Origin of the sequence: Streptomyces sp. NPDC000348 (assembly GCF_042898795.1) — a bacterium.
Classification (GTDB): Bacteria; Actinomycetota; Actinomycetes; order Streptomycetales; family Streptomycetaceae; genus Streptomyces.
This window is the reverse complement of record NZ_JBIAZD010000020.1, coordinates 38,130-64,393: the sequence shown is the minus strand read 5'-3', so window position 1 is coordinate 64,393 and position 26,264 is coordinate 38,130. Positions and strand designations below refer to the sequence as shown.

The following is a 26,264-nucleotide window of genomic DNA, read 5'->3' as shown; positions in this document are numbered from 1 at the left end:
GGTCAGGCCGCGGCGTCGAGCACCGGCAGATAGCCCCCGGACTGCCCGGCGGCCGTCGGGTGGTACGAGTTGCCGATGTTGAGCCAGTCCACGCTGTGCAGCCAGGAGCTGCCGGAGCAGATCTCGTGGCCGGTGAAGGTGGTGCGTACGTCGCCGAAGGCGAAGCCGTGCGCGCCGGCGCGCCGGGCGATGGCGCCGGCGAGGTAGTCGGAGGCCTCGTTGATCGCCTTCCGCTTGGTCTCGGAGAGACCGACGCAGGAGGTGCCGAGCTGGTAGAAGCGGGGGTAGCCGAGCACCACGACACGGGCGTTCGGGGCCCGGTCGCGGATCGCCGTGTAGACGCTGTCGAGCCTGCCGGGCAGCGTCGAGTCGACGTACGCCCTCGCGGTGGCGATCCGCGAGAGGCAGGTGCTGTCGGACTGGAGCACACAGGTCGTCATGACGTCGGCGAAACCGGCGTCGTTGCCGCCGATGCTGATCGAGACCAGACCGGTCGAGGTGGAGAGCGGACCGAGCTGCCCGGAGAGGACATCACCCGTACGAGCGCCCGAGCAGGCGGTGAAGTCGAAGGACGAGGGTGAGTTGGCGGCCGCCCAGAGGTAGGGGTGGGCCTTCGTGCTGCGCTTGCAGTCGCCGCTGGAGGAGATGTAGCTGCCGGCTCCGACGCCGGAGGCGTAGGAGTCGCCGAGCGCCACATAGCCGCCCGCGGCGGCCTGTTGGGACGCCTGCGCCGTCGCGGCCCCGGTCAGGGCGGTGGTGACGGCGAGGAGGAGTGAGCCGAGGAAGACAACAAGTCGGGAACGTCTCATGGAACCTCCCTTTAGCAGGATCTCTGCCGCAACAGTCGTACCAACTACGCGTGTTGATAGGAAGTGTCCATGCCAAAAGTGTTGCCGTTCGATCCTGGACGAAAACCGGTCGGGGGAACTTTCGAGCCCCTGACGGCCCCTACGGGGTGCGCCACATCGAAGCCCGGCATCCGACGCTTCGGGGGGCAAAGTCGGCCATGTGGAAACACCCGTCCGGGCAGGAGACTCACGTAAAGGCCAAACCAGCGGAAACGTGAGCGGCCCTTTCAGGTCTTGCCCTTCGGGTTCAACCGTCAATACCGTCACACATCTCACCCGCATCGGTCCGTCGGCACACGGCTCCAGGGGAGGGCTCAGGACCGCGACGAACCGGCGCGGGCGCGGTAGGGGGTGCCGTGCCCGGTGACCGGGCCGTGCCGCGCGGTCGGCCGCCGTTCTCGCGGCCGGCCGGCTTTGCCAGCTCACCCGGTGCGCATGCCGGCGCCATCGGTGTGCCCGCGGGGTGAGAACCCCCCTTTCGAACCGGACGAACAGCCGGGCCGCCCGAGGGGCGGGCGGTCCACCGGACGAGAGGGACCAGACTCATGAGTTCCGTTCTGCAGCCGGCGACCGCGGACCAGGATCCGCCGGCCGCCCGCACGTACCGGCCCGTCTCCTCCCACCTGGCCATCGCGCCACCGGTGAGCGTGGTGATACCGGCCATGAACGAGGCGGAGAACCTGCCGTACGTCTTCAGGACGCTTCCCGACTGGATCCACGAAGTGGTCCTGGTCGACGGTGACTCCACCGACAACACCGTCGAGGTGGCCCGCGACCTGTGGCCCGGCGTCAGAGTCGTCGGGCAGAGCGGCAAGGGCAAGGGGGACGCGCTGCGCTCCGGGTTCGAGGCCTGCACCGGCGACATCATCGTGATGGTCGACGCGGACGGCTCGGCGGACGGCAACGAGATCGTCGGCTGCGTCTCCGCGCTGGTCTCCGGCGCGGACTTCGCCAAGGGGTCCCGCTTCGCCAACGGCGGCGGCACCGACGACATGACGTTCATCCGCATGCTGGGCGACCGGGTGCTGTGCGCCGTCGTCAACCGCAAGTTCGGCGCGCGGTGCACCGACCTCTGCTACGGCTGCAACGCCCTCCGGCGGCACTGCCTGGGCAAGATCGAACTCGACTGCACCGGCTTCGAGGTCGAGACCCTGATGAACATCCGGGTCGTCAAGGCCGGCCTCAAGGTGCAGGAGATACCCGGCCACGAGTACCTGCGCATCCACGGCACGAGCAATCCGCGGGCCGTGCGCGACGGGTTGCGCGTGCTCGGAGTCATCCTCGGGGAGCGTTCCAACCGGCCGGGCGCCGCGTGTCCCCCGGAAACCGGGTGCACGCGGCGCCCGTGTGACCGATCATGGCGGCATGTCCGCGCAACCGCACGACGCACTGCCGATCCGGCTCAACGTCGACGACAGCGACTCCCCGTCCGACGTCGTCGACGCGCTGTTCCTCGGCCGCTTCGCGACGGGCGAGCAGCCGTACTCGCACGCCGTCACCATCGACCGCGTACGCTCCGGCGCGACCCTGCTGCCCGCGAACGCGCGGGTGCTGCGGATCGCCAGGGACGACGACCGCAGCTCCACCCTGGCCGAGGGCGAGGGCTGGACGCTGCTGGTCTCCCGCTGGAACCGGGGGGCCGACGTCACGGTCACCGCGACCGGCGCCGACCTCGCCGCGAGGATCCTGGACGAGGCCACCGACGGCGCGGCGGACGAGCCCGAACCACAGCCGGAGAACGTCACCATGGGCTTCTGGTACGTCTCCCCGCGCCGCGGCCCGCACCGCACCACCCGGCAGATCTCGGCGGGCACCTGGGAGGAGATCCGGCCCAACTACACCGCGCCGGTGGCGGACGCCATGGACCGCCTGATGAAGACCACCCCCGAGGACATCTCGGGCCGGCTGCTCCTGCTGCACGGCCCGCCGGGCACCGGCAAGACCTCCGCGCTGCGCACACTGGCCCGGTCCTGGCGGGACTGGTGCCAGGTGGACTGCGTGCTGGACCCCGAGCGGCTGTTCGGCGACGTCGGCTACCTGATGGACATCGCGATCGGTGAGGAGGACGCGACGGGCAGGGGCCGCTGGCGGCTGCTGCTCCTGGAGGACTGCGACGAGCTGATCCGGGGCGAGGCCAAGCACACCGCCGGGCAGGCGCTGTCCCGGCTGCTGAACCTGACGGACGGTCTGCTCGGCCAGGGCCGCAACGTCCTGGTGGGTGTCACCACCAACGAGGACCTGGAGCGCCTGCACCCGGCCGTGGTCCGCCCCGGCCGCTGCCTCGCCCGGATCGAGGTGGGGCGGCTGACCCGTGCGGAGGCGGTGAACTGGCTCGGCCGCGAGGAGGGCGTCGGCCGCGAGGGCGCGACCCTGGCCGAGTTGTACGCCCTGCGCCGGGGCACCTCCCCCACGTCCCTGCCGGAGCCCCGCGGGGACGCGGACGCGGGCCTGTACCTGTAGGCGCTCCGAAGGACCGGCACAGGGCGAGCGGCGCACCCACCGCTCACCGACACCCCTCAGAGGCACAGGGCGAGCGGCACGGCCACCGCTCGTCCCTGCCCCCCGGGGGCGCGGGGCTGTGCCGGCTTGCGGATCCGCCGCGCGGGCGCGACCAGCCACAACGGACCTGCGGCCGGAACCGACTGCCCGCCGCGACGGCACTCACGCCCCGTAGGCCGCACGCAGTGCGTCCCGCACGGCGGCCAGTGCCTCCTCCTCGCCGAGCCCCAGCCGCCGCGCCCTGGCGGCATACCCCTGCGCGGCGGACGCCAGCTCCCGCTCCGCCGCCGCCCCCGCGGCGGCGATCAGCGTCCCGTTGCGCCCCCGCGTCTCGATCACCCCGTCCGCCTCCAGCGCCCGGTACGCCTTGGCCACCGTGTTCGCGGCGAGTCCGAGCGTCTCGGCCAGCCCCCGCACCGTCGGCAGCCTGTACCCCACGGGCAGCGCTCCCGACCGTGCCTGCTCGGAGATCTGCGCCCGTACCTGCTCGTACGGGGGCGCGCCGTCGTCGATCCGGATCTTCAGGGTCACGGCCCGATTGTCGCGCACCCCGGCGGAAAACAGGAGGCGCCCCCGGCGCGTCCCCCGTAGCGTGCGACTCCATGACCGTGACCGTCCGCGATCTCCGTCCCGACGCCCGCGCCGACCTCGAGGGTTTCGCCCGCGTCCGGCACGCCGCGCTGCCGTTCGTCCTCGTCACCCCGGAGTCCCTGGTCCACGACCTGACCCGGCTGCACCCCGCCGCCCACTACCGGCCCCTGGTCGCCGTGGCCGACGGCGAGGTGATCGGCACGGCTCAGGTGCACCTGACCCACGAGAGCTCCGAGCCGGGCCAGGGCAACGTCAACGTGTACGTGCACCCCGGCCACACCCGCCGGGGGGCCGGGACGCTGCTCGTGCGGGCCGCCGAGGAGCACCTGGCCGCGCACGGGGCGACCAGGCTGTTCGCCTGGGTGCTGGACGAGCCGGGCAACCGCGCCTTCGCCGAGGCGCACGGCTACCGGGTGAGCCGCGCCGCCCACTTCCTCCGCCTGGACCTGGCGAACGGCACCCTCCCCCCGCTCCAGGACCCGCCGCCGGGCGTGGAGCTGCGCCCGGGCTCGGACTTCGCCGGTGACCCGCGCCCGCTGTTCGAGCTGGACGCGGAGACCACGGCGGACGAACCGAGCGACGTGGACACCGAGTTCACGGACTACGAGGCATGGCTGGAGGAGACCTGGCGGCACCCCCTGTTCAGTCCCGCGCTGACCACGGTGGCGCTGGTCGACGGCCGTCCCGCCGCGTTCTCCGCGGCCCGCACCGACGGCGGCGCCCGGTACGGCACGGTCATGACCGGCACCGCCCGCGCCCACCGGGGCCGGGGGCTGGCCAAGCTCGCGAAGAACGACTCCCTGCATCGTGCCCGCGCGGCCGGGTACACGGAGGCGTTCACGGGCAACGACACCGGGAACGGGCCGATGATCGCGATCAACAAGTGGTTCGGGTACGAGATCTGCGGGACGGAGGTGCGGTATGTCCGCACACTCGGCTGACGGGCCGACGCTGGTGGAGGTCGTCCTCGTCAAGGCGGGACGCATGAAGATCCGCTATCCGGCCGAGCTGCTCGCCGACGACGGCACCCGCGTCAGCGTGCGCGCCCCCTGGGCGGGTGACGGCGTGCGCGACTTCGGCTTCGTCCGCTTCGAGCCCGGCGACGTCTTCACGGAGCACTACTGGCGCGACCGGTGGTACTCGGTGAAGGAGGTGCGGGCCGCCGACGGCACCCTCAAGGGCCACTACTGCGACATCACCCGGCCCGCCGAGCTCTCCGCCGGCCGGCTGGTCGTGGAGGATCTCGACCTGGACCTGTGGGTCTCCGGGGACGGCACGGACGTACGGCGGCTGGACGAGGACGAGTTCGCGGCGAGCGGTCTCCTCACCACGGACCCCGAGGCGGCGGCCGCCGCGGTGGCCGCCCTCGACGAGCTGGACGCCCGGGCCCGCGAGGGCGGGCTCGGCGCGCTGCTCGCCTGAGGGCGCCGGATCACTCCGGGACCGCGACCACCGCGTACCGCTCGTCGTCCACGTCCCGGCCCCACAGCGCCCTGTCCCCGGACAGCCGCTCCACGCCCACCCGCCCGCCGAGCGGGGCCAGGAGGGCGGTGAGCCGGCCGGCGGGTATGCCGACCGGGCTCACCGTCCCCCACACCCCCTCGACCAGCACCAGCCGTCCTCCCGGCCGCAGCAGGCCCCGCCAGTGCCGCAGCGCCCGGCCGGGTTCGGGCAGCGCCCACAGCACGTGCCGGACCAGGACGGCGTCGTAGCGCTCCTCGCCGACCGGCGGGGCCGTCGCGTCGCCGACGAGGAACACGGCGTCATGCCCGGCGAGCTTCTCCCGGGCGAGCGCCACCATCGCCGGGGACCGGTCGACGCCGGTCACCCGGTGTCCCCGCTCGGCCGCGAGGAGGGACAGGCTGCCGGTGCCGCAGCCGAGATCGAGGACGGCGCCGGGCCGCCCCGGCAGCCAGGCCCGCAGCCGCGCCGCCCAGGCCGCGCGCACCTCCGGGTCGCGCAGCCCGTGGTCCGGCTCCTCGTCGAACGCGGCGGCCCGCGCGTCCCAGTCGACACCGTCCGTGCCCGTCCCGTCACCGTCCCGGATCGTCATGACCCCAGAGTGACACCTGCCACTGACAATCGATTCGTGACAGCGGCCACAGACAGAACGGGACCGATGAGGAACTCTCCCCCGAAAGGTCTACCTCCGTGAGAACGCGGAACCCGGTGGACCCTGAAGGAGGCAGCCATGCGCCGTGTCACCGTGCAGAAGCCCCCGAGGAAGACGGACACCCGCCGGGTCCGCGAGGAGGCCGACGAGCGCCCCGCGGGACGACCCGAGGTCCGCAAGGACGTCGCCCGCACCTGGTGGCCCGACGGCTGACCGTCCGGCGTTTACCTGATCCCAGCCTGAGCACTCCCTTAACGCGGCCATAAGGATCCCTTCCCGCGGCCTCCGACAGCCGATTCCGCCGGTTCGGGGGGCTAGTTTCTGAGCCACCCCCACGGGATTCACCACCCCCCACCCCGATCCAGTGATCGCTGTCGAGGAGTTGCTGCCCCATGCCCGCACGCCGCAAGGCCGCCGTGGCCGTCGTCGGTCTCGTTCCGCTCGCCCTGACCGGGCTGTCCGCCGCACCGGCGTCCGCGCACGGTTCGATGGGCGACCCGGTCAGCCGCGTCTCGCAGTGCTACGCCGAGGGCCCGGAGAGCCCGACGTCGGCCGCGTGCAAGGCGGCGGTCGCGGCCGGCGGCACCCAGGCGCTGTACGACTGGAACGGCATCCGCATCGGCGACGCCGGCGGACGCCACCGGGAGCTGATCCCCGACGGCGAGCTGTGCAGCGCGGGCGGCGAGGAGTTCAAGGGGCTCGACCTGGCCCGCGCCGACTGGCCGGCGACGAGCGTGAGCAGCGGTTCGCACACCTTCAGGTACCGCGTGACCGCCCCGCACAAGGGGACCTTCACGGTGTACATCACCAAGCCGGGCTACGACCCGTCGCAGCCGCTGGCCTGGGACGACCTGGACCTGGCGAACCCGGTGGCGACCTCCACCGACCCGGCCGCCGCGGGCGGCTTCTACACCTTCGCCGGCACCCTCCCCGAGCGCTCGGGCAAGCAGCTGCTGTACGCGGTCTGGCAGCGGTCGGACAGCCCGGAGGCGTTCTACTCCTGCTCGGACGTCGCCTTCGGCGACGGATCCCAGGCGGGTGGATCCCAGACCGGTGGGGACCGGACGGCCGGGGACGGGGCCGACGGCGGTGCGGCCGCCGCCCCGGCGCCGGCCGCCTCCGCCCCGTCCCGGGAGCAGATCGAGGACGGCGCCGACAGGTCGACCGTCGAGAACCACGGGCACGGCGACGACGACCCCCACACCTCGGCGGAGCCGGCCGCGGCGGACGACGCCACCACCCCGGAGGCCGCCGACGACGGCGCCACCGGCAACCGGCCGAAGGTGGCGGGGGGCTCGTCGCAGAACCTCGCGGAGACCGGCGGTGACGGCACCACCCCGTACCTGATGATCGGCGGCGCCGCGGCGCTGGCGCTCGGATCGGCGGCGCTGTTCGCCTCCGCTCGGCGGCGCGCGGCGACCGGGCGGCACGGCCGCTGAACCGCTCGGGGCCCCGTCCGGCGGCTCAGGCCGGACGGGGCCCCGGTGCGCGCACGCGCGGGGAGACGTGTCGGCGGAGGGCCCGCAGGACCAGTCGTCAACCGGAACGATCATGGTGAATCCGGGGTCGCCCCCCGACAAGGACGAGCCCCCGCACGCGGTCGCGTGCGGGGGCTCGTCGTGCTGCCGGCTGCGCGGGGGACCCGTGGGACCGGTGGTGCCGGCCGGTCCCGGCGGGCCGCTCCTAGTAGACGCTGACGCCGTAGGCGCTCAGGGCCTCGGTCACCGGCTGGAAGAAGGTCGTACCGCCCGACGTGCAGTTGCCGCTGCCGCCGGAGGTCAGGCCGTAGGCGGTGCCGTTGCTGCCGTAGAGCGCGCCACCGGAGTCGCCGGGCTCGGCGCAGACCGTGGTCTGGATGAGGCCGGAGACGATGTCGCCGCTGCCGTAGTTGACGGTGGCGTTCAGGGCGGTGACCCGGCCGCTGTGGGTGCCGGTGGTGGAACCGTCGCGGATGACGGTGGTGCCCACGCTCGGGGTGGCCGCGCGGGTGATGTCCACACCGTTGGCGGTGCCGGGCCGGCTGACGGACCCGGAGTACCGGACGATGCCGTAGTCGTTGCCCGGGAAGCTGGAGCCGGTCGTCGAGCCGATGACCGTGGTGCGCGCGGAGTTGGAGTACCAGGTGCCCGCGCCGTCGGTGCAGTGACCGGCGGTCAGGAAGTACTGGGTGCCGCTGCTGTCCTGGACGTTGAAGCCGAGGGAGCAGCGCCAGCTGCTCGCATAGATGGCGTCGCCGCCCTGGATGAGCTTGTTGAACGTGCCCGGGGTGCGCTTGACGGTGATCGCGTCGGCGTCGTCCCCGGCCTGCTGCTTGATCTTGTTGATCTCGGCCTGGGAGACGGTGCTGTCGACGGTGAGGAGCACCCGGTTGGTCTTGCTGTCGACGGCCCAGGCGGTGCCCGGGACGTCGGCCTTCAGCACCGAGCCGCTCACGCTCTTGAGCTCGGCGGAGCTGAAGGTGGTGGGGGTGTCCGACGCGTTCGCGCTGGGGACCGCGATCGCGGCGGCGGCCACGAGGCCGGTGGATACGGCGATCAGCCGAGTCCGTCTCGAGATGCCGTCGCGGGGGGTGGTGCGCTTGATCCTCACTTCTCGTTCCTCCACAAAGGAAGTAGGGGGCCCGCGTGGGGTTTGTGGGCCCGTGAGGCGCAGCCAGGGAGCCGGGTGCCCGGATTCCGAACACGTCGTGCTCCTGACAAGCGCTGTGGGAAGCGAGTATTCGACCGACCGACCGTTCGGCGCAAGGGTGTCTTTTGGCCGTCAACCTTTGAGCCGTCTAGGAGATTTGACCCGTGTACGGGATCACGCCACCAGTGGCCACGCCCGTTTCACGGCCGGTCGAACAACCGCGTGCTGTCCGGAATTCGCCCCTCCGAATAGCCGTCAGCAGTCGCAGCCGCAGTTGCAGCCGTCGCAGCAACCGCCTTCGCCGCAGCAGTTGCAGCACTCACAGCAGTTGCAGCAGTCGCCGCACCCGCTGCAGTCGGCGTTGGCGCAGGGCCCCTGCTTGTGTTCGCGGGTCCAGGGGTCCTCGTAGGTGCCGCAGCACAGCTGGCACGTGCAGGCGAGCCCCAGCCACACGGCGCAGCCGGCCAGCAGCCCGCGCCGGTCGCGGCGCGGCGGCCCGGGGGGCAGCGGACCACCGGGGGTGCCGGGAGGCGCGTAGGGACCGCTTCCGTGGGCACAGGAGACCGTACCGAAGGCACGACGGACGGAGTTGGGCAATTCATGCACGAGCAGCCGGTGCGCGAGACCGCCGTCCTCGAACTCCACCTCACGCAGGGCGAGCCGGATGCCGTGCACCGCGTCGTCGGCGAGCCGCCGGGCCTCCTCGAGCGGGGTCCCGGTGGCGGTGAGCGGGTTCCAGGCGCCCGAGGCGGCGTCGGCCTCCCGGTCCTCCACGGCGTCCAGGAGGTGCGCGAGGCGCCCGAAGAGGCGTCCGGCCTCCGCGAGCGGTGCGGCGTTGCGCGGCCGGCCGGCCAGCACCGCGGTGTGCGCGAAGGCGGCGGCCGTCGCGGTCTCGGTCGGCTCGGTGACGGTGAGGACCGGGGTGCCGGGCCCGGCGAGGGTCTCGAGGCCGGTCTGCCGGTCCACGGCGTCGACGAGGACGGAGGTGTCGAACCCGACGTCCGAACCGGTCCGCGCTCCCGCCCGGTCCCAGCTCGCCGCGACCCGGCGCGCGGCGAGCGCGACCGGCCTGCGCGCCAGCAGCCCGTCGCCGTCGGCGACGTGGTCGCGCACCTTGGCGGAGGCGAGGACGAGGGAGACGGCCGCCGCGAGCCGCGCGCCCTCACCGTGCGCGACGGACGCGGTGCGCATCCCGCGCAGCGGGCACGGCCCCGCGGTGCGCCGCCCCGCGTCCGGGCGTTCCGCCTGAGCCTCCGTCAGGACGGATATGAGGAGCCCGTCGTAATTGGTGACGATCCGCGCGAGCTGCCCGTGGTCCCCGCGCAGTGCGAGGCAGAGCCCGCACAAATGGGCCGTCCACTGGGCGGTGAGCTTTTCCCCGAGCCGGTGCCGACACGGCCTGACCATTCCGAACACGACGTCCCCCCGTGCAGTTGTACGACATTGAGCGGCGGCATCGTATCGGTCCCGTCGTTCACCCGTACGCACCCTTCCTCACCCGTACGCCGGGAAGAATCATATTTCACTCACAGTCAGCAGCCGTTTACACCAAGACCCTTGGGAAACCCGGACTCTCGACGGATCAGCTGTGCACCAGTACCGTCACAAACCCCCCGCGCGGCGTCTATCCACTTGGCGCGACGTCCGCATCATGGACGACCATAGGGATGCGGAAAGACAAGAAAGACCGCTGTGAGAGGAGGCGTCCATGGGATCGGTACGCAAGGCGAGTGCCTGGCTTGGCCTCGTCGACGACAACGAAGACGAGCGTTACTACGACGACGACTACTCCGACGGGACCGGGCCCGGCGAGGCCTGGGTCACCGATCCGCGGGTCAAGGTGGCCGCGGACGTCGCGGAGGAGAGGGGCCGCCGGATCGGCACGGTCACCCCGGACGGCTTCCGGGACGCCCGCGCCATCGGCGAGCTGTTCCGCGAGGGCGTTCCCGTCATCGTGAACCTCACGGCCATGGACGCCGGTGACGCCAAGCGCGTCGTCGACTTCGCCGCGGGCCTGATCTTCGGTCTGCGCGGTTCCATCGAGCGGGTGTCGAACCGGGTGTTCCTGCTCAGCCCGGCCGACACCGAGATCGTCAGCGGCGAGCCGGCCGCGCACCGTTCGGACGGCTTCTTCAACCAGAGCTGAGGCGGGGCCGCGCACCGGCCCCGCCTCTTCGGAGGCTCACCGGAAGGCGTCGAGCCCGGTGAGCGCCTTGCCCAGCACGAGCTGGTGCATCTCGACGGTGCCCTCGTAGGTGAGCACCGATTCCAGGTTGGTCGCGTGCCGCATCACCGGGTACTCGAGCGAGATCCCGTTGGCACCGAGGACCGTCCGCGCGGTGCGGCAGATGTCGATGGCCTCGCGGACGTTGTTGAGCTTGCCGAAGCTGACCTGCTCGGGACGCAGGCGGCCGGCGTCCATGCGCCGCCCCAGATGGTGGGCGAGCAGAATCCCCTTGTGCAGTTCGACCGCCATGTCGGCGAGCTTGGCCTGGGTCAGCTGGAAACCCCCGATGGGCCGCCCGAACTGCTCCCGCGACTTCGCGTAGTCGACCGCCGCCTCGAAGCAGCTCCGCGCGGCGCCCATCGCGCCCCAGACGATCCCGTACCGGGCGTGCGAGAGGCAGCCGAGCGGGCCCTTGAGACCGGTCACCTCGGGCAGCACGGCGTCGGCGGGCAGCCGTACGTCGTCGAGGACCAGCTCGCTGGTGACGGAGGCGCGCAGCGACCACTTGTGCGTGATCTCGGGCGCCGAGAACCCGGCGCTGTCGGTGGGCACCACGAAACCGCGGATCCCCTCGTCGGTCCGCGCCCACACCACGGCGACACCGGCCACGGACCCGTTGGTGATCCACATCTTGCGCCCGCTGAGCACCCAGTCCCCGCCGTCGCGCTTGGCGTGGGTGCGCATCGAGGCCGGGTCGGAGCCGTGGTCGGGTTCGGTGAGCCCGAAGCAGCCGATGACCTCCCCGGACGCCATCCGGGGCAGCCAGCGCTGCTTCTGCTCCTCGCTGCCGAAGCGGTGGATGGCGTACATGGCGAGCGAGCCCTGCACGGAGACCAGCGACCGGATCCCGGAATCGGCCGCCTCCAGCTCCAGACAGGCGAGCCCGTACTGGACGGCACTCGCGCCCGCGCAGCCGTAGCCGTCGAGGGACATGCCGAGCGCGCCGATCCCGCCGAGCTCCCGGGCCAGCTCCCGGATGCCGGGCAGCTCGCCCTTCTCGTACCAGTCGGCCACGTACGGGAGCACCCGGTCGGCGGCCCAGGTGCGCATGGTGTCCCGGACGGCCAGGTCCTCCGGCTCCAGCAGGTCGTCGAGACCGAGGGGGTCGGCGGGGTCGAAGGGGGGCGACTTCGCGGACGCGGACATGGGGCACCCTCCGGGGCCGGTGCGGGGGCGACCAACACTGCTGGTCGCGGCTCGGGGCGACGTTACGACGCCGGTCTCCCGCACGTCCACCCGTCCGGTGCGGGGTACGGCTCACACCTTCAGCTCGGAGACGCGGCGCTCCGTGGCCCCCCGCTGCGCGGGCACCTCCACGGCCGGCGGCTCGCACTGCATCGCGCGCGGCAGGCGCAGCGCCATCGCCGCACCGAGCAGCAGCAGACCCGCGCTCACCAGCAGGGTCACGTGCAGTCCGTGCACGAAGGAGTGGCGCGCCGCATGGCGCAGGGCGGCCCCCGCGGGTCCGCCGAGCCGGTCGGCCACCTCGTAGGCCTCCCCCAGCGAGTGCGAGGCCGCCGAGGCCGCCGTCGCGGGCACCCCGGGTATGCCGGTGAGGCCGGGTGCGTAGGCCGCGTTCATCACGCTGCCGAGGAGCGCGATCCCCATGCCGGCGCCCAGCTGGTAGGAGGTCTCGCCGATCGCGGCCGCCCCGCCGGCCCGGTCCGGCGGGGCCTCGCTGAGCATCGACTCGTAGGCCCCGAACAGCGTGGTCTCCAGGCCGAAGCCGAGCAGGACGAAGCCGGTCAGCAGCAGCGGCCAGTCGTCCCGCCCGCCCATCGCGGTCAGGAGCACCACCGCGGCGGCCGTGAGGCAGAAGCCGGAGCAGACCATGCGGCGCGGGCCGAACCGGCGCAGCATCCGCGCGCCCGCCAGGCCCGCCGCCATCGCCGCGATCGTCAGCGGCAGCAGGCGCAGCCCGGTCTCCAGCGGGGAGAGCCCGAGCACGAGCTGGAGGTACTGGGCCGCGATCAGTTCCAGGCCCACCAGGGCGAGCATCGCCAGCACGATGCAGCCCACCGACGTGCTGAACGCCGGACGGGCGAACATCCGCAGGTCGACCAGCGGATGCGCGCGGCGCCGCTGCCGGCGCACGAAGGCGGTCAGCAGCCCCGCGCCCACGAGCAGCGGCAGCACGGTCCACACGCCGACGTCGAAGGCACCGCCGAGCCGCTTCACGCCGAGGACCACCGCGAACAGTCCGGCGGCGGCCATCAGTGCGCCGGCCACGTCCCAGGGACCGCTGTCGTCGCCCTTCGACTCGGGCAGCAGGAGCCGCCCGACCGGGAGGCTGACCAGCATCAGCGGGATGTTGACCAGGAACACCGATCCCCACCAGAAGTGCTCCAGCAGGAAGCCGCCGAGCAGGGGTCCGACCGCCGCGCCCACGGCGGCGACCGCACTCCAGACGCCGATGGCGAGGGCCCGCTCGCGCCGGTCCGGGAAGACCTGGCGCAGGATCGACAGCGTCGCCGGCATGATCATCGCGCCGCCGACACCGAGCAGCGCCCGCGCCACGATCAGCACCTGGGCGTTGTCCGCGAGGGCCGCCATGCCGGAGGCGACGCCGAACAGGGCGTAGCCGAGCAGCAGGACGCGTCTGCGGCCGATCCGGTCGCCGAGGGTGCCGAAGAGGATCAGCAGCGAGGCGCAGACCAAGGGGTAGGCGTCGACGATCCAGAGCAGCTCCATCGCGCCGGGCCTGAGGTCCTCCGTGACGGCGGGGACCGCGACGTGCAGCACGGTGGCGTCGACGGCGACCAGCAGCAGGCTGACGCAGAGGACGACGAGCACCACCCAGCGGTTGGCACCGGCCCCGGCCGCCCGACGGCGCAGCGCGGCGGCCGTGGTCGTCCCGGACATGTACGTACCTCCCAGAAGTTCCCTCGCGATCGGCGGACTCACGGGGTCGGGGACTCCCCCGTGACCCGGCCGGAGGGGAGCGGTGACCTCCGGCCCGCGCAGCGAACGGCGAGTGACACGTCAGAGTACGCGAGTGGGGGCCGGGGACGAGTGACGGGCATCTCACAGCTCCCGCAGATCGATGTGGCGTGCACCACTCCCCTCACCGGGCCGCACGCACCCGCCGGGCGGGCCGGTTCCGCGCCGGGTCGATAATCGGGCGCGTGAACGATCTCGACGCGCGCGTCGTCCCGGCCCGGCCCGGAGCACTGCGCCGGGCCGCGCCGGCGCTCCTCGGGTACGCCGCCGTGCGCGCCCTGGGCCTGGTCGTGCTGGCCCTGTGGAGCGGGGCGCGCGGCAAGGACGCGTACACCCTGCTGACCGCCCGCTGGGACTCGCTCTGGTACACGAGGGTCGCCGAGTCCGGATACGGCTACGAGGTGCGGCTGCCCCACGGCGACGTGCACTCCGATCTGGCGTTCTTCCCGTTGCTCCCGTGGCTGGAGCGGCTGGTGGCGGCGGTGTCCCCGCTCTCGTACGCCGACGGGGGCTTCGTGGTGAGCCTGCTCGCCTCGCTCGCGGCGGCCTGGGGGATCTTCGCGGTGGCCGACCACGTGCACGGGCGCCGGGCCGGGGTGTGCGCGGTGCTGCTGTGGGCGGTGCTGCCGGTCGGGATCGTGCAGTCGATGGCGTACAGCGAGTCCCTGTTCACCGCGCTCGCCGCGTGGTCGCTGTACGCCGTGCTGACGGGGCGCTGGGTGACGGCGGGCGTCCTGGCGGGCCTGGCCGGGCTGACCCGCCCGGTGGGGCTGGCGGTGGTCGCGGCGGTGTGGGCGGCGGGCATCGCCTCGTCCCTGCGGGAACGCGCCTCCGCCCGGGAACACACCTCTGTGCGGGAACACGCCTCCGCCCGGGACCGTCCCCCTTTCGCGCGGGATCGCAGCGCGGTGCCGGAGGAGGGCGCGCGGGCCGGGGAACGCGCCGGCGCTCCCGCGATCGCCCGGCGCGTCCGGGCACCGGAGGGCGCCCCGCACACGACGGACCCCTCCGGCGTGCGCCTGCGCCGGGTGCTCGGCATGCTCCTCGCGCCCCTCGGAGCCGCCGGTTACGTCCTGTGGGTCGGACACCGGACCGGCGACGGGCCGCTGGGGTATCTGGACGTGCAGGCCGGATGGCGGAACGGCTTCGACGGCGGCTACGCCTTCGCCCGCTTCGTCGCCGGCAAGTTCACGTCGCTCCCGTCCGCCCCGGCGGGCCTCGGACTGGTGATCGGCGTCGGCCTGGTGGTGTGGCTGTACGCCGTCTGCGTACGGCAGCGCCAGCCGCTCCCCCTGCTGGTGTACGCCGGGGCCGTCACCGTGCTCGCCCTGTGCGCGTCGAGCTACTTCGGTTCGAAACCGCGGCTGCTGCTGCCCGCCTTCCCGCTGCTGCTGCCCCTCGCCCTCGCCCTGGCCCGGCTGCGTACGCCCAGGTCGGCGCTGGTCGTGGGGGCGGTCGCGGCGGCCTCGGCGGCGTACGGGGCCTTCTGGCTGAACGGCTCCGGTCCGCCCTGACCCGTCCGGACCCGCCGATGAGCGGCAAGGAAATTCCGCACCAGCCCCCGGTGAACGAATTCAAAAGCGAGATAAAACCCTCCCCCGGAATGATCAAAGGAATTGAAGTCCGCAGCATCCCAGGGTTTGCGGATTCACCGGCAATAAAGCTCCTCCTGAGAGGAATGCCACATCACATCGTCATCACAAAGAGGCTGATTCGACGGGGTTCCGCGCTCACTCGCTGTAACGTCGATTGGGTGCGTACCGAACGGAAGCCCACCCGTCTGGACCGGGTGTTCGCAAGGCTGGATCGTGAGCCGGAACGACCGGCTCACATCGGCGTGCCGCGAATGAGCCGGCACCGGGTGGTGCTGTTCGGCGCCGCCCTGGCCTTCTATCTGGCGATCGTGTGGGCCGTGCTGATCACCTCCTGGCTGGTCCGGCTGGACTGGCAGGTGATGTTCTTCCGCCCCTACCAGCAGTGGTCCGAGCTCCACGCCTTCGTCGACTACTACGTGGTCCTCGGCCAGCGCGGCCCGACGGCGGTGATGGTGGCGGCCTGGCTGGGCTGGCGCTCCTGGCGGCAGCACACCCTGCGTCCGCTGCTCGCCCTCGGCGTCTCCCTGCTGCTGCTCAACGTCACCGTCGGTGCCGCGAAGTACGGCATGGGACGCCTCGGACCGCACTACGCGACCGAGATCGGCTCGAACGAGATGTGGCTCGGCGGCGATATATTTCCCAGCGGCCACACCGCCAACGCCGTGGTGACCTGGGGAATCCTGGCCTATCTGGCCTCCACCCCGAGGGCGCGCCGCTGGCTGTCCGCACTGTCGGCCGTGACCTCGCTCGGTGTGGGACTGTCCACCGTCTACATCGGGACCCACTGGCTGAGCGATGTCGTCCTGGGCTGGGTCGCGGGCCTGCTGATCCTGCTGGCGCTGCCCTGGTTCGAGCCGGTGATCGCCCGCGCGGAGGCGCGTCTGTTCGGTCTGCGCACCCGCTGGCGGGCACGGGGAGGCACGGCGGAGGACGGCCCGCTCGGGCGGCCCGTCGTGCTCGAGCCGCTCACCGACCGCGCGGACACGGCTCCCGAGCCGGTTCCCGCGGGCCGCCCGGCCTCCCGGTCGCCCGTCTATCTGGCGCCCGGGCCGCACACGACCCGCGCGGAGCGCTCCCCGGTCACCCCGGCGGGCAGTCGCCGCCCCCCGCACGCGGAGCGCCACCCGCGCGGTACGACGTCGGCGACCCGTCCCTGACGGACGGCGCGGCGCACGCCGCGCACGCCACGGCCCCGGTTCCGGCGAGGGAACCGGGGCCGTCGCCGTGGGTCAGCCCTTCCAGGCGCGCGCCACCAGGCCGTCCCTCACCTCGAAGTTCAGCCGGCCCGCGCGGTACTCCATGGTGATGATCGCCCCCGGGGGCAGCGCCCGCACCGTCGACCAGCCGCGCTCGCGCGCGAGGTGCTCGGCCCGGTCCGCCGCGAGGCCGACATAGGCGTCCGGACTGTCGTGGGGTTCCGCGGAGGGTGTCGGAATGGGTGCCATGCGGCCACGCTATGCCCTGGCCCGGGAGCGGGGAAGCCGGAAGCGGGAACACCGGGCCGGATCCCCCGGCGGTCACACTTCTGTCACAGGATCACGACAGGTGTTCGCGACGGTGGCCGTCACCCGAACGGGCGGTTCGGTACACCTTCCGCAGGCATTCGAACGAAATTCCCGCGTGTCACGCCACGGTCGCGATTAACTCCGACGGAAAGTGCCGGGGGAAGCGCTCCCGAGCCCTCATTCCTTTTCCGTCGCCCCGCACGACCGCACAGGCCGGTGCGCACAGAAAACACGCGTTTCCGCCACACAATCCGCCATGTCCCCTGTCGGAGACCGGCAGGGGCGAGCATCATGGCGTGGGCCCGGGGGTACATGGGGCGCGGGCTCCCGGCGGGACCCGGCGCGCGAGAGGCGAAGGGGCGAGCGATGGGGACGCAGACCGTTCGGGCGGCGGTGCCGCCGGCGCGCCGGCGGCGGCGCGGGCGGCTGGTGATCGACTGGCTGACCACCACCGACCACAAGAGGATCGGCCACCTCTATCTGATCACGTCGTTCGTGTTCTTCCTGATCGCCGGCGTGATGGCGCTGCTGATGCGCGCCGAACTGGCCCGGCCCGGGCTGCAGCTCGTCGACAACCAGCAGTTCAACCAGATGTTCACCCTGCACGGCACGATCATGCTGCTGCTGTTCGCGACGCCCAGCTTCGCGGGGTTCGCCAACGAGCTGATGCCGCTGCAGATCGGGGCGCCCGACGTGGCCTTCCCGCGGCTGAACATGTTCTCGTACTGGCTGTTCCTCTTCGGCGGGCTGATCGTGCTCGGTTCGCTGGTGGTCACCGGGGGCCCGGCCGCCTACGGCTGGTTCGCCTACGCGCCGCTGAACAGCATGGAGTACTCGCCCGGCCTCGGCCCGGACCTGTGGATCATGGGCCTCGCGCTGTCCGGCTTCGGGACCATCCTCGGCGCGGTCAACTTCATCGCCACCATCGTCGGGATGCGCGCCCCCGGGATGACGATGTTCCGGATGCCGTTGTTCACCTGGAACACTCTGTTCACGTCGATCCTGATCCTGCTGGCGTTCCCGGTGCTCGCGGCGGCGCTGCTGGTGCTGGAGGCGGACCGGCGGTTCGGCTCGCAGGTCTTCGAGGCCTCCCACGGCGGAGCGATCCTGTGGCAGCACCTGTTCTGGTTCTTCGGCCATCCCGAGGTCTACATCATCGCGCTGCCGTTCTTCGGCATCGTCACGGAGATCATCCCGGTCTTCAGCCGCAAGCCGCTGTTCGGCTATCTGACGCTGGTGGGCGCCACCATGGCCATCACGGGCCTGTCGGTCGTGGTGTGGGCGCACCACATGTTCGCCACCGGCGCGGTGCTGCTGCCGTTCTTCTCCTTCATGAGCTTCCTGATCGCGGTGCCGACCGGCGTGAAGTTCTTCAACTGGACCGGCACCATGATCAAGGGCTCGCTCTCCTTCGAGACGCCCATGCTGTGGGCGACCGGGTTCCTGGTGTCGTTCCTGTTCGGCGGGCTGACCGGGGTGCTGCTGGCGTCGCCGCCACTGGACTTCCACGTCACGGACTCGTACTTCGTGGTCGCCCACTTCCACTACGTGGTCTTCGGCACCGTGGTCTTCGCGACCTTCGCCGGGTTCTACTTCTGGTGGCCCAAGTTCACCGGCAGGATGCTCGACGAACGGCTCGGCAGGATCCAGTTCTGGGCGCTGTTCGTCGGCTTCCACACCACGTTCCTGGTGCAGCACTGGCTGGGCGCCGAGGGCATGCCGCGCCGCTACGCCGACTATCTGGCGGCGGACGGCTTCACCGCGCTGAACACCGTCTCCACCATCGGCGCCTTCCTGCTCGGCATGTCCACGCTGCCGTTCCTCTACAACGTCTGGAAGACGGCCAGGTACGGCGAGAGGGTCGAGGTCGACGATCCCTGGGGCTTCGGGCGCTCCCTGGAGTGGGCGACCTCGTGTCCGCCGCCCCGGCACAACTTCACGACGCTGCCCCGGATCCGTTCCGAGTCACCGGCGTTCGACCTGAACCATCCGGAGTACGCGGCCGTGACGTCCCAGCCCGAGCCAGAGAGCGAGCAAGCCGGTCATGAGCCGCTCTGACCGCGTCGATCAGCCCGGCCGGCTCCAGCACCTCGAACTCGAGGCCGAGCAGCACCACGTGCACCACCATGACGTCGAGGCTCGCGGCCCCGGTCCGCAGCAGGCAGCTGTCCGGGCCCTCCGCCTCCAGCGTGCCGACGGAGGGTGAGATCCGCTCGGCGGCCTCCTCCACGGACACCAGCAGCCGGATCACGGCGTGCGCGGCGTACGCGTGCGTGGAGACGCCGCGGGAGACATAGGCGGCGAGGTCCTCCGCGGGCGGCTCGCGCGGGGCGAAGCGCGGCCCGTGCGGCGGCCTGGGGGTGATGCGGTCCGCGCGGAAGGTGCGCCAGTCCGCACGGTCGAGGTCCCAGGCGACCAGGTACCAGCGGCGTTCGGAGCACACCAGGCGGTGCGGCTCGACGGTACGGCGGCTCGGCGTGCCGTCGTGCCCCCGGTACTCGAAGCGCAGCCGCTCCGCGTCCCGGCAGAGGTGGGCCAGTTCGGTCAGCACGGCCGGGTCGACCGCGTCCGCGCGGGGACCGCGCAGCATCGGCACGGTGAAGGCGTTCAGGGCGCCCACGCGGCGGCGCAGCCGGTCCGGCAGCACCTGCTCCAGCTTGGCGAGGGCCCGTACGGAGGTCTCGCCGATGCCCTCGACGCCCTGCCCGGCGGCGGTGCGCAGCCCGACGGCGACGGCCACGGCCTCCTCGTCGTCCAGCAGCAGCGGCGGCAGTTCGGCGCCCGCGCCCAGCCGGTAGCCGCCGCCGGTGCCCGGACTGGCGTTGACGGGGTAGCCGAGTTCGCGCAGCCGGTCCACGTCCCGGCGCACGGTGCGGGCGCTGACCCCGAGCCGGTCGGCGAGATCGGCGCCGGACCACTCTCGGTGGGCCTGGAGCAGCGACAGCAGGCGCAGCAGGCGCGCCGAGGTCTCCAACATGGAGACGAGTCTGCCGGTCGTCGCGGACAGCCGCTGTCCTGGAGGGAGGGGTGTCAGGGCTTGTAGGGCAGTTGCGGCACCGTGAAGCAGGTGCGGTTCATGTCGCCCTGCGTCACCCAGCCCGCGCCGTCCCGCCAGCGGGCCACGGACAGACAGGTCCGGCCGGTGGCCGGCGGCTCGGGCGACCGCCGGAAGGAGACGGGCAGCAGCAGTCCGCCCGCGGTGTAGTCCCGGGCGCGGCCGACGCGGGCGTCGACGCAGGCGCGCGTGATGCCCGTACGGGCGCAGGACTCCGCCGCGTCGGTGAACCAGCGGGCGGCGGCCCAGCCCTCCAGCTGCCACTGGGAGTGCGTCCTCAGGTCCTCGGTGGCGTCCCGGAACGCGCGTACGGCCGGATGGCCGGTGTCCTCGAAGTTGCGGCTGGAGCCGGTGGCCCACAGGGCGTTGCGGCAGTGCGGTGCCTCCTTGTAGTCCTCGGCGACGGTGGACGTCCAGTTCTGCACGTTGGTGACCTTGGCGGTGACCCGGGCGCCGACGTCGTCCATGGCCCGGCACAGACGGGCGTTGCCGTGGCCGTCGATGGCGTCGAAGACCAGGTCGGCGCCCTGCTGCTTGAGGTCGGCGGCCACCGCGCGGAAGTTGGGCAGCGCGAAGTCGACCTGCTCGGTGACCACCTTGTAGCCCTCGGCCCTCAGGCCGCGTTCGACGAGCCGGGCGTAGGCGGCGGACGCGGACTGGTTGTAGGAGACGACGGCGGCCGTGCGGGCGCCGTGCTCGCGCTTGAAGTAGCGGTACACCTCGGTGCCGCCGTACAGCGTGCCGCCCCAGCCGGGGGTGCCGTTCCTGGGCGCCTCGCTGCCGTAGATGCCGTAGAGGTGCGGATAGGTGTCGTAGGCGGAGCCTATGGGCTGGCCGCCGATGTCGGGCACGCCCGCGCGGGAGACCCGGGGGGCGCCCGCGTAGTCCAGGGCGGTGGTGGCGACCAGGGCGACCACCTTCTCCTCGTCGATCAGCCTGTGCACGCACTCGTTGTTGCCGACGCCGCTGCCGCCGTCGTCGCACAGCCGCACCTCGACGCGCCGGCCGTCGATGCCGCCGCGCGCGTTGAGCCGGTCGAACCAGGCCCTCGCGCCGTCGCGCGGGCCGGTGAAGGCGCTGCCGCCGACCGGGCTGGTGGCACTGGCGAGGATGCCGACGCGGATCGGCTCGCCGGCGCCCCGGGTGGCCGCGGGCGGTCGGTCGCCGTGCTCGAAGTCGCTCTCCGGCAGGCGGCTGCCGCAGGCCGCGGTCAGGGCGAGGAGCACCGCCGCGGCGAGTGCCTCAGCAGCCCGGAATGTCCGGTGGCGAGCCATCGCCGCTCAGCTGCACCAGCGCGCACAGGGACTTGACGGACACCTTCCACGTGCCGTCGTCCTCGACGGCGACGCCGGAGGCGTCCGGGAGGGCGGTGGCGCCCTTGAGGGTGACCACGAACGTCACGTCCGCCTCGGTCGGCGAGGTGAACGTGACGTCGGTGACCTTCGCCTGGACCTGCCCGACGCGCTCGTCACCGCTGAACGCCTCGAGCACGGGGCCCAGCAGCTCGCCGTTCTGCAGGAGCTTCTTCTTCTCGTCCAGGGGGGTCTGGGGGTCGAAGAACTTCTCCCAGTTCTGCCGGATCTCCTGCTCGGCCGCCGCCTGGTCCGCGGGCGCGCTGCCCGGTGCGCTCGTCGTCCGCCCGGCCGACGGCGTGGAGGGCGGGCTGCCGCCGCCACCGCCGTCGTCGCCGCACGCCGCGAGTCCCGGCGCCAGGACCAGGAACAGGGCGGCGGCCAGCGCCGTGCCCCGCCCCGCCGCCCGTGGGCCGCGCCCCGTCCTCGTGTCCCCCCGCCCGGTGCCACTGCCGAGAACCATCTGGCTCACCAATCGGGTGTCGGTCCGGACCCTGCGCGCCCGGTGCTTTCAGGGTCGGCCTCCAAGGGGCATAGTGCAAACCATGCGGACAGTCCGACAGCGGATCGCGCACCCCGTCCTCCGGGCCGGCTGGGCCGCGCTCGCCGTGGGCGCGGTGCTGTGCGTCATCGGCTGGTACGGCGTCTCGGGTGAGCGTTACGCCGAACGGCAGCTGCCCTACCTGGCCTCCTGCAGCATCCCCGGAGCCGCGCTGATCGTCGCCGGGGCGGTGCTGCTCGCCCACGGCCGGGACGCGGCCGCCGCCACGCGCGTGGAGGAGCTGTACGGCCTGCTGGTCGCCGCCGAGCCGGCCGGTGCCGAGGAACCGGGGCGGCCGGCCGGCGGACCGGTGGCCGTCGGCGGGGAGATGGTGAGGGTGCCGGGCGGGACGCTGTGGCACCGCGCGGACTGCCCGCTGGTCGCGGGCAGGGCGGAGGCGGTTCCGGTGGACGGGAGGCTGGTCGCGGACGGCGCGCTGGAACCCTGCCCGATCTGCGCACCCGCCGAAGAGACCGGCTGAAGCCTCGCCGATGTCCTCGCTGACGTACGACCTCGCACTGGCCGGGCTGTCGGTCGGCGCGGCGGCGGCGCTCACCGGGATCGGCCTGATCGTGACGTACCGGGCGACCGGGGTGCTGAACTTCGCGCACGGCGCGATCGCGATGGTGTGCGCCTATGTGCTGCGCGGCCTGGTGGTCGACCGGGGCTGGCCGCTGTGGTGGGCCGCCGCGCTGACGCTGCTGGTGGTGGCGCCGGGGATCGGGGTGGTGCTGGAGCGGTTCGTGTTCCGGCCGCTGTCGGTGCGGGGCGGCGATCCGGCGCGGACGCTGGTGGCGTCCATCGGGGTGTTCGTGCTGCTGGTGGGCGGGGCGGTGCTGGTGTGGGGGCAGGGGGCGCGGGACGACGCGCCGGTGCTGGTGCCGGCGGAGCCGTGGGGACAGCTGGCGGTGGTGGCGGTGCTGGCCGCGGGGGTCGGTGCGGTGATCCGCCGGACGCGGTTCGGGCGGGAGCTGCGGGCCGTCGTGGACGACCGGCGGCTGGCCGTGCTCACCGGTGTGGACGCGGACCGGGTGGCGGCGGTGGGCTGGGCGTTCGGCTCGTTCACGGCCGGTCTGACCGGCGTGCTGCTGGCCCCGTACGTGCGGCTCGACCCGTACGGGCTACCCCTGCTCGTGATGGAGGTGGTGGCGGTCGCGGTCGCCGCGCGGATGCGCGGTCTGACGGTGGCGGTGGCCGTCGCGCTCGGCATCGGGGTGGCGCAGAGCCAGCTGACGCGGCTGCACCCGTCCGGGTGGGGCGAGCCGTTGCTGCAGGCGGTCGGCGCCAACCTCTTCGTCGTGGCGCTGCTGGCCGCCGCCCTGGTGCTGCCCGGAGCCGGCACGCGCGACGCGCTTCCGCGTCCCGCCGCCGCGCGGGTGCCCGCTCCCCCGGGCGCGTGGATCGTGACCGGTGTGCTGTTCCTGCTGCCGCTGGGCTTCGCCGGGCGCGATCTGCACACGGCGGTGCAGGTGCCGGCGCTCGGGGTGGTGCTGCTGTCGCTGGTGGTCGTCACCGGCCGGGGCGGGCAGATCTCGCTCGGGCAGGCGGCGTACGCGGGGCTGGGGGCCCTCTTCACGGCGCTGCTGGCGGCCGGCCGCTTCCCCGGCCTGCCCCGGCTGCCGGAACTGGCCGCGCTCGCGGTGGCGGTCGTCCTGGTCGCTCCGCTGGGCGTGCTGACCGGCTGGCCGGCGATCGGCCGCCGGGGGCTCGCGCCGGCGCTGGCGACGTTCGCGGTGGGCGTCGGGGTGAGCCGTTTCGTCTTCGACCAGCCGTACGCCACGTCCGGACTGTCCCTGGGCCGCCCGGCGGGGTTCGACGGCGACCGGGCGTACTACCTCCTGGAACTGGCCCTCCTGGCGTGCGCGCTTCTCGCGGCCCGGGCCCTGCGCCGGGGCCGCACGGGCCGCGCCCTGGCGGCGACGCGGGACCACGAGGCGGGGGCACGGGCGGCGGGCGTGCGCGTGCCGTCGCTGAAGCTCCTCGCGTTCGTCTCCGGTGCCGCGCTGGCCGCGCTCGGCGGCGGCATGCTCGGCATGGGGCTGCGCGCCTTCGACCCGGCCGCGTACGACCCCGTACGGGGCCTGCTGTGGTTCGCCGCGGTGGTGGTCCTGGGCGCCGACAGCACCCTGGGCGCCCTTCTCGCCGCGGCACTCCTGGTCGGCCTGGACGCGGGTACGCGCGGGGGCGTGGCGGCGGCCGTGATCGGCGTCCTGGCGGTCCTGTCCGGCCGCTTCCCGGACGGCCCCCACGCGGCCCTGCGCGACGCGGCGAACCGGCTCCGCCTCCGGCCCCGCCCGGCACCGACCCCCTTGGCCGCACGCCTCCGCGCCCGCCTGCACCCCCCGGGGCCGCCACCGGAGCCGCCCGGGGTCCCGGCGGGTGCCACGGCGGCGGGCGCCGGACCGCGACCGGCCGGTCACGGGCCGCCCGACCGTGGGGCGCGGGGCCCGGCCACCGGCCCCGCGGCTTCGGGGAGACCGTCCACCGGGCGGGCCCGGGAGCTGCCCGGCCGGGGGGAGCCGCCCGGCCCGGCGCGCCGCTCGGCGGAGCCGTACGCGCCGCACCGGCCCTCGGCGCCGGGCGCCCCCGCGCCGGCGCGTGCCGACGGGGGCGCGGCCCCGGCCGGGCGTCGCCGCGCGGGGGTCCGCGCACCGGCCCTCGGCCCTCCCGTGCTCACCGCCCGCGGTCTGCGTGTCCGCTACGGCGGGTTCACCGCGCTGGACGGGGTGGACCTGGACGTCCCGGCCGGGCGGGTGACCGCTGTCGTCGGGCCCAACGGGGCCGGGAAGAGCACGCTGTTCCACTGCCTGGCGGGGACCCTGCGCCCCGCGCGGGGGTCGGTCTCGCTCGGCGGGCGGGACATCACGCGGCTGCCCGCGCACGCCCGTACCCGGCTCGGGATCGCGCGGACGTTCCAGCAACTGGCGGTCTTCCCGACGCTGACCGTCGCCGAGAACGTGCGCGTCGGCGCCGAGCAGGGCGGGCCGCGCGATCCCGGCGCGGTGGAGCGGACGCTGCGGCTCCTCGGGCTCGACGGGCCGATGAGGGCGCGGCCCGCCGCCGGGCTGCCCACCGGGACGCTGCGCCGGGTGGAGCTCGCGCGGGCCCTCGCCGCCGCCCCGCGCGTGCTGCTGCTCGACGAACCCGCCGCCGGTCTCGACACCGCCGAGGTCACCGCGCTGGCCCGGGTCCTGGGGGCACTGGCCGCCGACGGCACGGCGCTCCTGGTGGTGGAGCACGATCTCGACCTGGTCGCCGGCCTCGCCGACGTCGTGCACGTGATGGGGGCGGGCCGGATCGTCGCCTCCGGACCGCCCGGGGACGTCCTGGACACCCTCGGGGAGGCGACCGGCCCGTGACCGTCATCGCCCTGCGCCACGCGCGCGTGCGTCACGGCCCCCTGGAGGCCCTGCACGGCGTCACCCTCGCCGCACCCGGCCCCGGCCTCACCGTGCTGCTGGGCCGCAACGGATCCGGCCGTACGACCGCCCTGCGCGCGCTGGCCGGCGACGTGCCGCTGTCCGGCGGGGCCGTGGTGTGGGACGGGCGGGACGTGACCGGCGTACCGGCGTACGAGCGGGCCCGGCGCGGGCTGTGCCTGGTGCCGGAGCGGCGGGCGGTGTTCGGTTCCCTCACCGTGCGGGAGAACCTCGCCCTCGCCGGCCCCGACCCCGCTCGCGCCCTCGACGCCTACCCGCGGCTGCGACCGCTGCTGGAGCGCCGGGCCGGCACGCTCTCCGGAGGCGAGCAGCGGATGCTGGCCCTGTGCCGGGCGTTGTCGCCACGCGCGCGCGTGGTGCTCGTCGACGAGCCCGCCCAGGGCCTGTCGCCGGCGGTCGCGGCCCGCACGTACGCGCTGCTGGGCGCGCTCGACGCGTGCGTGGTCGTCGCCGAGCAGCGGCTGCCGCCCGCCCTGCACGGCCGGCCCGCCTTCGTGTACGTACTGCGCCGGGGCGCGGTGGTGTTCGCCGGGGAGGCGGGCGAACTCGGCCGGTCCGCCTCCGCGCGGCAGCCGTAGGGGGGCGACCCGGATCCCGCGAGGCCCCTGGTGCCGGGACCGGCCAACGCCCCGTCGTGCCAGGCCAGTTGCTCCTTACCTCGGGTAGCGGTGCTTTTCGGCCACCCACTTCATTCCCCGATTTCAGGATTTTTCGACCAGCGGACAGGGTGGTCAGTGCGCCACCCCGCCTCCTCAACGGCATTACAGCAAGGTGCAGTTGACGATGACTGGCCGATTCCGCGCCGCGCGCGACCGCGTGCGCTGGTTGGTTCGATTCCGTTCGCCCCGGGGCGTGACTACCGCCACGGATCGCCCGTTGTCTTCTTCATGAGCCGGGGACCCGCCCGGACCACGGGCCGGGAGCCAACCG

Annotated in this window: 22 protein-coding genes and 2 pseudogenes; 13 read left to right on the top strand and 11 right to left on the bottom strand. The window is 73.5% G+C overall.

Features of this window, described 5'->3' with window-relative positions:
* Nucleotides 1-2: 2 nt before the first annotated feature.
* Nucleotides 3-809 (bottom strand): SGNH/GDSL hydrolase family protein, encoded by an 807-nt coding sequence (locus ACFY3N_RS30355; protein ID WP_390819981.1) that lies wholly within the window; start codon nucleotides 807-809, stop codon nucleotides 3-5.
* A gap of 584 nt (nucleotides 810-1,393) precedes the next feature.
* On the opposite strand from ACFY3N_RS30355, the pseudogene ACFY3N_RS30350 reads away from it, so the two are divergent.
* Nucleotides 1,394-2,149: pseudogene (locus ACFY3N_RS30350) on the top strand (glycosyltransferase family 2 protein); the annotation flags it as partial.
* Between the two features lie 64 nt (nucleotides 2,150-2,213).
* Nucleotides 2,214-3,308 carry a DUF5925 domain-containing protein gene (locus ACFY3N_RS30345; RefSeq protein WP_390819980.1) on the top strand — a complete coding sequence of 365 codons (1,095 nt, stop codon included), beginning with the start codon at nucleotides 2,214-2,216 and terminating at the stop codon, nucleotides 3,306-3,308.
* A 201-nt stretch (nucleotides 3,309-3,509) separates the two neighbouring features.
* Here ACFY3N_RS30345 and ACFY3N_RS30340 read toward each other — a convergent pair whose 3' ends face one another.
* A complete protein-coding gene (locus ACFY3N_RS30340) occupies nucleotides 3,510-3,878 on the bottom strand; it encodes a GntR family transcriptional regulator (protein WP_390819979.1) in 369 nt (122 codons plus the stop codon).
* 71 nt (nucleotides 3,879-3,949) lie between these two features.
* On the opposite strand from ACFY3N_RS30340, the gene ACFY3N_RS30335 reads away from it, so the two are divergent.
* Nucleotides 3,950-4,879: a GNAT family N-acetyltransferase gene (locus ACFY3N_RS30335; protein WP_390819978.1), complete on the top strand. Its 930-nt coding sequence runs from the start codon at nucleotides 3,950-3,952 to the stop codon at nucleotides 4,877-4,879.
* Nucleotides 4,860-5,360, top strand: coding sequence for a DUF402 domain-containing protein (locus ACFY3N_RS30330; RefSeq protein WP_390819977.1), 501 nt, complete (start codon nucleotides 4,860-4,862; stop codon nucleotides 5,358-5,360). The genes ACFY3N_RS30335 and ACFY3N_RS30330 overlap by 20 nt, the downstream gene beginning before the upstream one ends.
* A 10-nt stretch (nucleotides 5,361-5,370) precedes the next feature.
* Here ACFY3N_RS30330 and ACFY3N_RS30325 read toward each other — a convergent pair whose 3' ends face one another.
* Nucleotides 5,371-5,991 carry a class I SAM-dependent methyltransferase gene (locus tag ACFY3N_RS30325; protein WP_390819976.1) on the bottom strand — a complete coding sequence of 207 codons (621 nt, stop codon included), beginning with the start codon at nucleotides 5,989-5,991 and terminating at the stop codon, nucleotides 5,371-5,373.
* 138 nt (nucleotides 5,992-6,129) lie between these two features.
* Here ACFY3N_RS30325 and ACFY3N_RS30320 point away from each other — a divergent pair, with 138 nt between their 5' ends.
* Together ACFY3N_RS30320 and ACFY3N_RS30315 are read left to right on the top strand one after the other, a co-directional pair.
* Nucleotides 6,130-6,264: a hypothetical protein gene (locus ACFY3N_RS30320; RefSeq protein WP_390819975.1), complete on the top strand. Its 135-nt coding sequence runs from the start codon at nucleotides 6,130-6,132 to the stop codon at nucleotides 6,262-6,264.
* Between the two features lie 179 nt (nucleotides 6,265-6,443).
* Nucleotides 6,444-7,490 carry a lytic polysaccharide monooxygenase gene (locus ACFY3N_RS30315; RefSeq protein ID WP_390819974.1) on the top strand — a complete coding sequence of 349 codons (1,047 nt, stop codon included), beginning with the start codon at nucleotides 6,444-6,446 and terminating at the stop codon, nucleotides 7,488-7,490.
* Nucleotides 7,491-7,734: 244 nt separating this feature from the next.
* On the opposite strand, the gene ACFY3N_RS30310 is transcribed toward ACFY3N_RS30315, so the two are convergent.
* Together ACFY3N_RS30310 and ACFY3N_RS30305 are read right to left on the bottom strand one after the other, a co-directional pair.
* A complete protein-coding gene (locus ACFY3N_RS30310; RefSeq protein WP_390819973.1) occupies nucleotides 7,735-8,640 on the bottom strand; it encodes a S1 family peptidase in 906 nt (301 codons plus the stop codon).
* A 294-nt stretch (nucleotides 8,641-8,934) separates the two neighbouring features.
* Entirely contained in the window at nucleotides 8,935-10,095 is a 1,161-nt protein-coding gene (locus ACFY3N_RS30305) for a DUF5685 family protein (RefSeq protein WP_390819972.1), read from the bottom strand.
* A 292-nt stretch (nucleotides 10,096-10,387) separates the two neighbouring features.
* On the opposite strand from ACFY3N_RS30305, the gene ACFY3N_RS30300 reads away from it, so the two are divergent.
* Nucleotides 10,388-10,825, top strand: coding sequence for a cell division protein SepF (locus tag ACFY3N_RS30300; RefSeq protein WP_390819971.1), 438 nt, complete (start codon nucleotides 10,388-10,390; stop codon nucleotides 10,823-10,825).
* A gap of 36 nt (nucleotides 10,826-10,861) precedes the next feature.
* Here ACFY3N_RS30300 and ACFY3N_RS30295 read toward each other — a convergent pair whose 3' ends face one another.
* On the bottom strand, nucleotides 10,862-12,052 hold the full coding sequence (locus ACFY3N_RS30295) for an acyl-CoA dehydrogenase family protein (protein WP_390819970.1): 1,191 nt from the start codon (nucleotides 12,050-12,052) through the stop codon (nucleotides 10,862-10,864).
* 111 nt (nucleotides 12,053-12,163) lie between these two features.
* Nucleotides 12,164-13,768: an MFS transporter gene (locus tag ACFY3N_RS30290; protein ID WP_390819969.1), complete on the bottom strand. Its 1,605-nt coding sequence runs from the start codon at nucleotides 13,766-13,768 to the stop codon at nucleotides 12,164-12,166.
* Between the two features lie 263 nt (nucleotides 13,769-14,031).
* On the opposite strand from ACFY3N_RS30290, the gene ACFY3N_RS30285 reads away from it, so the two are divergent.
* Together ACFY3N_RS30285 and ACFY3N_RS30280 are read left to right on the top strand one after the other, a co-directional pair.
* The gene (locus ACFY3N_RS30285; RefSeq protein ID WP_390819968.1) at nucleotides 14,032-15,360 is read left to right on the top strand and encodes a glycosyltransferase family 39 protein; all 1,329 of its coding nucleotides are present in this window, start codon (nucleotides 14,032-14,034) and stop codon (nucleotides 15,358-15,360) included.
* A 239-nt stretch (nucleotides 15,361-15,599) separates the two neighbouring features.
* Nucleotides 15,600-16,598 carry a phosphatase PAP2 family protein gene (locus ACFY3N_RS30280; protein WP_390819967.1) on the top strand — a complete coding sequence of 333 codons (999 nt, stop codon included), beginning with the start codon at nucleotides 15,600-15,602 and terminating at the stop codon, nucleotides 16,596-16,598.
* A gap of 72 nt (nucleotides 16,599-16,670) precedes the next feature.
* Here the strand turns inward: ACFY3N_RS30280 and ACFY3N_RS30275 are convergent, their stop codons facing one another.
* Complete coding sequence (locus ACFY3N_RS30275) at nucleotides 16,671-16,886, bottom strand: I78 family peptidase inhibitor (RefSeq protein WP_390819966.1); 216 nt, start codon at nucleotides 16,884-16,886, stop codon at nucleotides 16,671-16,673.
* Nucleotides 16,887-17,312: 426 nt separating this feature from the next.
* Here ACFY3N_RS30275 and ctaD point away from each other — a divergent pair.
* Nucleotides 17,313-18,998 (top strand): annotated as a pseudogene (gene ctaD / locus ACFY3N_RS30270) (cytochrome c oxidase subunit I); the annotation flags it as partial.
* Here the strand turns inward: ctaD and ACFY3N_RS30265 are convergent.
* From ACFY3N_RS30265 to ACFY3N_RS30255, 3 genes are read right to left on the bottom strand one after another with little or no spacing between them, the layout of a single operon-like run.
* Nucleotides 18,883-19,923, bottom strand: a complete 1,041-nt coding sequence (locus tag ACFY3N_RS30265) for a helix-turn-helix transcriptional regulator (RefSeq protein WP_390819965.1) — start codon at nucleotides 19,921-19,923, stop codon at nucleotides 18,883-18,885. The pseudogene ctaD and the gene ACFY3N_RS30265 overlap by 116 nt on opposite strands.
* A gap of 53 nt (nucleotides 19,924-19,976) precedes the next feature.
* The gene (locus ACFY3N_RS30260; protein ID WP_390819964.1) at nucleotides 19,977-21,275 is read right to left on the bottom strand and encodes an ABC transporter substrate-binding protein; all 1,299 of its coding nucleotides are present in this window, start codon (nucleotides 21,273-21,275) and stop codon (nucleotides 19,977-19,979) included.
* Entirely contained in the window at nucleotides 21,244-21,816 is a 573-nt protein-coding gene (locus tag ACFY3N_RS30255; RefSeq protein WP_390820059.1) for a hypothetical protein, read from the bottom strand. The genes ACFY3N_RS30260 and ACFY3N_RS30255 overlap by 32 nt, the downstream gene beginning before the upstream one ends.
* An 82-nt stretch (nucleotides 21,817-21,898) precedes the next feature.
* Here ACFY3N_RS30255 and ACFY3N_RS30250 point away from each other — a divergent pair, with 82 nt between their 5' ends.
* From ACFY3N_RS30250 to ACFY3N_RS30240, 3 genes are read left to right on the top strand one after another with little or no spacing between them, the layout of a single operon-like run.
* Nucleotides 21,899-22,375: a hypothetical protein gene (locus tag ACFY3N_RS30250; protein ID WP_390819963.1), complete on the top strand. Its 477-nt coding sequence runs from the start codon at nucleotides 21,899-21,901 to the stop codon at nucleotides 22,373-22,375.
* A gap of 10 nt (nucleotides 22,376-22,385) precedes the next feature.
* The gene (locus ACFY3N_RS30245; protein WP_390819962.1) at nucleotides 22,386-25,253 is read left to right on the top strand and encodes an ATP-binding cassette domain-containing protein; all 2,868 of its coding nucleotides are present in this window, start codon (nucleotides 22,386-22,388) and stop codon (nucleotides 25,251-25,253) included.
* On the top strand, nucleotides 25,250-25,912 hold the full coding sequence (locus ACFY3N_RS30240) for an ABC transporter ATP-binding protein (RefSeq protein WP_390819961.1): 663 nt from the start codon (nucleotides 25,250-25,252) through the stop codon (nucleotides 25,910-25,912). Before ACFY3N_RS30245 ends, ACFY3N_RS30240 begins: the two co-directional genes overlap by 4 nt.
* The last annotated feature ends 352 nt before the right edge of the window (nucleotides 25,913-26,264 follow it).

Excerpts from the sequence above, each read along its gene's own strand:
- ACFY3N_RS30315 (WP_390819974.1), top strand. The coding sequence starts at position 6,444 with ATGCCCGCACGCCGCAAGGCCGCCGTGGCCGTCGTCGGTCTCGTTCCG.
- ACFY3N_RS30345 (WP_390819980.1), top strand. The coding sequence starts at position 2,214 with ATGTCCGCGCAACCGCACGACGCACTGCCGATCCGGCTCAACGTCGAC.
- ACFY3N_RS30245 (WP_390819962.1), top strand. The coding sequence starts at position 22,386 with ATGTCCTCGCTGACGTACGACCTCGCACTGGCCGGGCTGTCGGTCGGC.
- ACFY3N_RS30295 (WP_390819970.1), bottom strand. The coding sequence starts at position 12,052 with ATGTCCGCGTCCGCGAAGTCGCCCCCCTTCGACCCCGCCGACCCCCTC.
- ACFY3N_RS30250 (WP_390819963.1), top strand. The coding sequence starts at position 21,899 with ATGCGGACAGTCCGACAGCGGATCGCGCACCCCGTCCTCCGGGCCGGC.
- ACFY3N_RS30290 (WP_390819969.1), bottom strand. The coding sequence starts at position 13,768 with ATGTCCGGGACGACCACGGCCGCCGCGCTGCGCCGTCGGGCGGCCGGG.
- ACFY3N_RS30320 (WP_390819975.1), top strand. The coding sequence starts at position 6,130 with ATGCGCCGTGTCACCGTGCAGAAGCCCCCGAGGAAGACGGACACCCGC.
- ACFY3N_RS30265 (WP_390819965.1), bottom strand. The coding sequence starts at position 19,923 with ATGTTGGAGACCTCGGCGCGCCTGCTGCGCCTGCTGTCGCTGCTCCAG.
- ACFY3N_RS30330 (WP_390819977.1), top strand. The coding sequence starts at position 4,860 with ATGTCCGCACACTCGGCTGACGGGCCGACGCTGGTGGAGGTCGTCCTC.
- ACFY3N_RS30325 (WP_390819976.1), bottom strand. The coding sequence starts at position 5,991 with ATGACGATCCGGGACGGTGACGGGACGGGCACGGACGGTGTCGACTGG.
- ACFY3N_RS30300 (WP_390819971.1), top strand. The coding sequence starts at position 10,388 with ATGGGATCGGTACGCAAGGCGAGTGCCTGGCTTGGCCTCGTCGACGAC.
- ACFY3N_RS30335 (WP_390819978.1), top strand. The coding sequence starts at position 3,950 with ATGACCGTGACCGTCCGCGATCTCCGTCCCGACGCCCGCGCCGACCTC.
- ACFY3N_RS30355 (WP_390819981.1), bottom strand. The coding sequence starts at position 809 with ATGAGACGTTCCCGACTTGTTGTCTTCCTCGGCTCACTCCTCCTCGCC.
- ACFY3N_RS30255 (WP_390820059.1), bottom strand. The coding sequence starts at position 21,816 with ATGGTTCTCGGCAGTGGCACCGGGCGGGGGGACACGAGGACGGGGCGC.
- ACFY3N_RS30260 (WP_390819964.1), bottom strand. The coding sequence starts at position 21,275 with ATGGCTCGCCACCGGACATTCCGGGCTGCTGAGGCACTCGCCGCGGCG.
- ACFY3N_RS30275 (WP_390819966.1), bottom strand. The coding sequence starts at position 16,886 with ATGGCACCCATTCCGACACCCTCCGCGGAACCCCACGACAGTCCGGAC.